Raw genomic sequence first — 4,316 nt, 5'->3', positions numbered from 1 at the left:
ACAGACCGAGGCGCTGTTCTAGCAGGATTTCGTCAGGTCTGGCCTTTGAATAGTGTGCCGCGCCTTCGTTATCGGGCTGTTCGTATTGGTTTGCATGAGTTGAAAGTTTTGGGGTGCAGCAAGCGGTGGCTTTGTTTGAGTTGCTGCGTTGCTGTACTTGGCAGGCTTTACAGACCGCCCAATCTGCTCGTTTTTTCAGGTTTGAGTTTGGCGCATTCTGTTAGCTCCACTCAGAAATAGTGTGCCAAAATCGGGCTGCTGGGCTTTAACCTAGGTTGGCCATTTTCGGCAAGTTGGCAGCTTTTAGCTTTCTTTTTTGTTGTTTCTTGCAATAACAAGGCGCTGCACGCGAAACTACCGCTAGCCCGTTTTTGTGTTTCGCTGCGCTCAATTTTACACAAAACCGGCCGTCGCTCTCGTTCGCGTGAGCTTGGCGTTATTGCATTGGCTTGGTTGCGTCGGTTGAGGCCGGCGGTTTCGGAATAGTAGGCAGGTCGCCGCAACAGATCGGGGCGCTGTTCTAGCAGGATTTCGTCAGGTTTGGGCTTTGAATAGTGTGCCACGCCTTCGTTATCGGGCGGTTCTTGCTGGCTTTAAAATGAAGGCTCAGTCTTCAAGTGCGGCAAGCGGTGGCTTTGTTTGAGTTGCTTCGTTGCTCTACTTGGCAGGCTTTACAGACCGCCCAATCTGCTCGCTTTTTCAGGTCTGAGTTTGGCGCATTCTGTTAGCTCCACTCAGAAATAGTGTGCCAAGGTCGGGGTTTTGGGTTTTAACCCTGGCTTTTCATTTGCTGCACGTTGGCAGCTTTTAGCTTTCTTTTTTGTTGTTTCTTGCAATAACAAGGCGCTGCACGCGAAACTACCGCTAGCCCGTTTTTGTGTTTTCGCTGCGCTCAATTTTACACAAAACCGGCCGTCGCTTTCGCTCGCGTGAGCTTGGCGTTAGCTGGCATGAACCGAGCTGCCCGGGAGACCGCAAGTTATTTGCAAAGAGGGATTGCAATTCGCAAGCGGAATGAATACTATGAGTAGCATTTGGCTCATGGGAAAATTATGTCTGTCACTGATCTGGCCAGATCGAAGTCACGCTACTCTTCGGTCACAGAAGAAAAGTCATCTGGTGCCACCTATACTCCGAAACTGCTAGCAGATTTTGTAGCCCGGCAGATCGTGCAGAGTACCGGAAATCTTTCTGGCAACAATACGCTTCGAATTCTTGACCCAGCAATAGGGCATGGAGAGCTGCTTGTAAGCTTGCTAGAGCAACTCCCGCCACAGAGAGGGTTACAGCTCGAAGTCTATGGCTTCGAGACAGATCCCAATGCGCTGAGTATCGCCGCAGGACGGCTCAAGCAGAAGTTCCCCAGTGTTTCATTCCATTTGGAACCGGTTAGCTTTCTTGATTTTGTGCTCGAAAACTTTGGGATTCACGACCATGGGGACCTGTTTGGTGCGTCTGTTCCCGAATCCTATGATCTGATCATTGCTAATCCACCATATGTTCGCACCCAAATTATGGGTGCAAAGCAGGCGAATTTTCTAGCAAAACAATTCGGTCTCTCTGGCCGTGTAGATTTGTACTATGCCTTCATTCTTGGCATGTCACGGGTTCTAAAGCCAAAAGGCATCGCTGGAATTATTGTCTCTAACCGCTTCATGACTACAAAATCTGGCGCTTCTATTCGTCAAGCCATTCTCGAGCGCTTTAACATGCGGCATGCTTGGGACTTGGGGGATACCAAGCTCTTTGGAGCGGCTGTTCTGCCTGCAGTTTTGCTCGTAGAAGGTAAAAACGGCCATAGCCAGACTGCGTCTGCCTTTTCCACAATATACGAAACCACCAATCAGGCTAACTATGAAGCCTCAGATCCAATCGAGGCTCTCTCTAAAGAAGGTATAATTAAAATAGATGATGGGCGGCGCTTCCAAGTTCAACATGGAAAACTCCATACCAATGATACTTCGGATGGGGTTTGGCGTATTGCTACAGAAGCTGTTGATGCATGGTTAGCAAAAGTGCATTCCCATACTTGGGGCACGTTCCGCGATGTTGGTAAGATTCGTGTTGGAGTCAAAACCTGTGCAGATAAGGTTTTCATCCGTAAAGACTGGGACACCATGACTCCAGAGGATTGCCCAGAGCTACTTAAACCGCTCGCGACGCATCATATCGCGCATCGCTTCAGGCCACTCGTATCTGATCAGAAAGCGCAAATTCTTTATCCACATGAAGTCGTGCATGGACGTCGGCGCGCCGTGAACTTAGAAAACTACCCACGAAGTAAAGCCTATCTTGAGGAAAATAAGGCAACCCTAGAGGGACGCCGATATGTCATTGAAGCGGGTAGGGAATGGTACGAAATATGGGTTCCGCAAGATCCTGATGCCTGGGATCAACCCAAACTTGTCTTCCGGGATATTTCCGAGCAGCCTACCTTCTGGATTGATTTGGCTGGCTCTGTTGTTAATGGCGATTGCTACTGGCTTATATGTGAAAACACAGATCAGTCAGATCTTTTATGGCTTGCTTGCGCTGTTGGTAACTCTACATTTATTGAAAAATATTATGATCTTCGCTTTAACAATAAGCTCTATGCGGGTCGCCGTCGTTTCATAACTCAATATGTTGAAAAGTTTCCTCTCCCGGATCCATACAGTTATCTCGGACAGAAAATCATAGCTATGGCAAAACAGGTATACGAATGCAGCTCTTCACCAGAGGCTGAGCAGCTCGAAGAAAAATTGGACGCCCTGGTCTGGGACGCCCTTACAAGCGCTAAGGCAGATTGATATAAATCGTTTTCCTAGTTTTTCGAGGAATCACGGCATTCCTAATCGTCGAAAAATCCAGCAGGAAGGGGTATCTGGAGTTTTTTGTTCAGTACTTTTCCTTGGAATTGCGGGAATCGGGTGAAGAACTTTTCTCCAGTAGTCAGGAATAAGTTCGTTAAAGTGACCTCTTTCCCGTCCGTAACTGCGTAAAATAGGGCGTAACGTACATCGCAGTGTCGGATTTGCTTTCTCTCGATCATCGGTACATCCAAAGCTGCAATGCTATTGGGGCAGACTAGACCAAGATCAATAGTTGGTGAGGTTTGCAACTTCACCTCTAGAAGTTGATGTCGCACGTCGGGGAACTGCCCGTCATCTCGATAGTCTGCGTACCCCAAGCTTTGGCAAACAAGCCGGTGAAGCGCGGCTCCTCTATTGCGTTCCTGGTCATAGCCGCTATCAGAAAAGCTTTTTCCAACGAGTGATTGAAGTCGAGAAAAAAGTTCGCCTATAGGCAGAAGCTGACCAGCTTGGGGCTGGTTGACTGGGCTTGCCACAGCGGTGAGATCCACAGAGGAATGTACAAAGGGGCGAAGAAGCTCTGTGTCATCCTTGCTTATAAGTTCTAACTTGGCGTCGCCGGGGTTTAGCCGCGCCTGGTATTTTTGTGTCAAAGTTCCAGTGGTATCCAGCATGGCCAGAGTATCACCAGTCACCACTTTTACTTTCGCGATAGTATCTTCCTCATTTACACGAATGATTACATAGCGACGAGAAGGTGCAAGCTCTTCATTCCAGACCTGAAGGTTATTTGATTTCTGCACATACGTGTCAAAGAACTGTCCTTGGAATCTCGGCTGTGTTTTCTTAAAACTAGAGGGAACCGGATACCCAAGGGCTCGGCAAACATGTTCTTTTACGACCTTTGAGCGGGTGCGGAGCGGAAGGCCTTTGAGGGAAAGCCCCTTCATCGCGGCGTTGAGTAGTTGCTCCAGCTCTAGTGTCGGAATCCAAAGATCAGGATCACCTATTTCAATAGCGTCATAGATAGATAAGCCGCTATCTCTTATCATGGTAACGTACTGATTCGGCTCATGAGAATCATACTTCATCGTTTAAATCTCGCTTGCTTAATAGCTCTATGACGCTGACGTCAAGGGCTCCGGCCAACGTCTCTAATGTGCTTAAGGTTGCGTTCCTCTCGCCCCTTTCCACGGAGCCAATATATGTACGGTGTAGCCCGCAGAGGTCAGCTAGCTCCTCTTGAGAAAGCCTTTTGGCGTGTCGAAAGCCACGAACATTTTCCGCAAGTATCCGCGTCAAATCTTCACTTGGTTTTCTCAAACCATCATGTTTCATCTAAATTGCAACCATTTATGAAAGTGTGCTATTTTCACGCGAGTGATGACTTTGGGTCGACCGACTATAAGTAGCATTTTTATCGATGAGTCGCTTAAGGGGCGGGATGGGGAGAGGCATACCAGCTAACAAAGCACTGCACTCGGACGTCAAATCCGCTGCGCTACTTTGCCGCCGGTGAGTGCG

At 48.3% G+C, this 4,316-nt stretch carries 3 protein-coding genes; 1 reads left to right on the top strand and 2 read right to left on the bottom strand.

All coding sequences use genetic code 11. The features are described 5' to 3' along the window. Positions 1 to 1,052: 1,052 nt before the first annotated feature. On the top strand, positions 1,053 to 2,789 hold the full coding sequence (locus V6U78_RS12585) for an Eco57I restriction-modification methylase domain-containing protein (protein WP_405341529.1): 1,737 nt from the start codon (positions 1,053 to 1,055) through the stop codon (positions 2,787 to 2,789). Positions 2,790 to 2,830: 41 nt separating this feature from the next. On the opposite strand, the gene V6U78_RS12580 is transcribed toward V6U78_RS12585, so the two are convergent. After that, positions 2,831 to 3,883 carry a hypothetical protein gene (locus V6U78_RS12580; RefSeq protein WP_405341526.1) on the bottom strand — a complete coding sequence of 351 codons (1,053 nt, stop codon included), beginning with the start codon at positions 3,881 to 3,883 and terminating at the stop codon, positions 2,831 to 2,833. Then, positions 3,873 to 4,130, bottom strand: coding sequence for a helix-turn-helix domain-containing protein (locus tag V6U78_RS12575; RefSeq protein ID WP_405341523.1), 258 nt, complete (start codon positions 4,128 to 4,130; stop codon positions 3,873 to 3,875). Before V6U78_RS12575 ends, V6U78_RS12580 begins: the two co-directional genes overlap by 11 nt. Positions 4,131 to 4,316: the final 186 nt, after the last annotated feature.

Source organism: Marinospirillum alkalitolerans (genome assembly GCF_045055655.1).
GTDB lineage: Bacteria > Pseudomonadota > Gammaproteobacteria > Pseudomonadales > Halomonadaceae > Marinospirillum > Marinospirillum alkalitolerans.
The sequence above is the reverse complement of the archived record's forward strand: the minus strand, read 5'-3'. Positions and strand labels throughout refer to the sequence as shown.

Coding starts and splice junctions, on each gene's coding strand:
- V6U78_RS12575 (WP_405341523.1), bottom strand. CDS start 4,130: ATGAAACATGATGGTTTGAGAAAACCAAGTGAAGATTTGACGCGGATA.
- V6U78_RS12585 (WP_405341529.1), top strand. CDS start 1,053: ATGTCTGTCACTGATCTGGCCAGATCGAAGTCACGCTACTCTTCGGTC.
- V6U78_RS12580 (WP_405341526.1), bottom strand. CDS start 3,883: ATGAAGTATGATTCTCATGAGCCGAATCAGTACGTTACCATGATAAGA.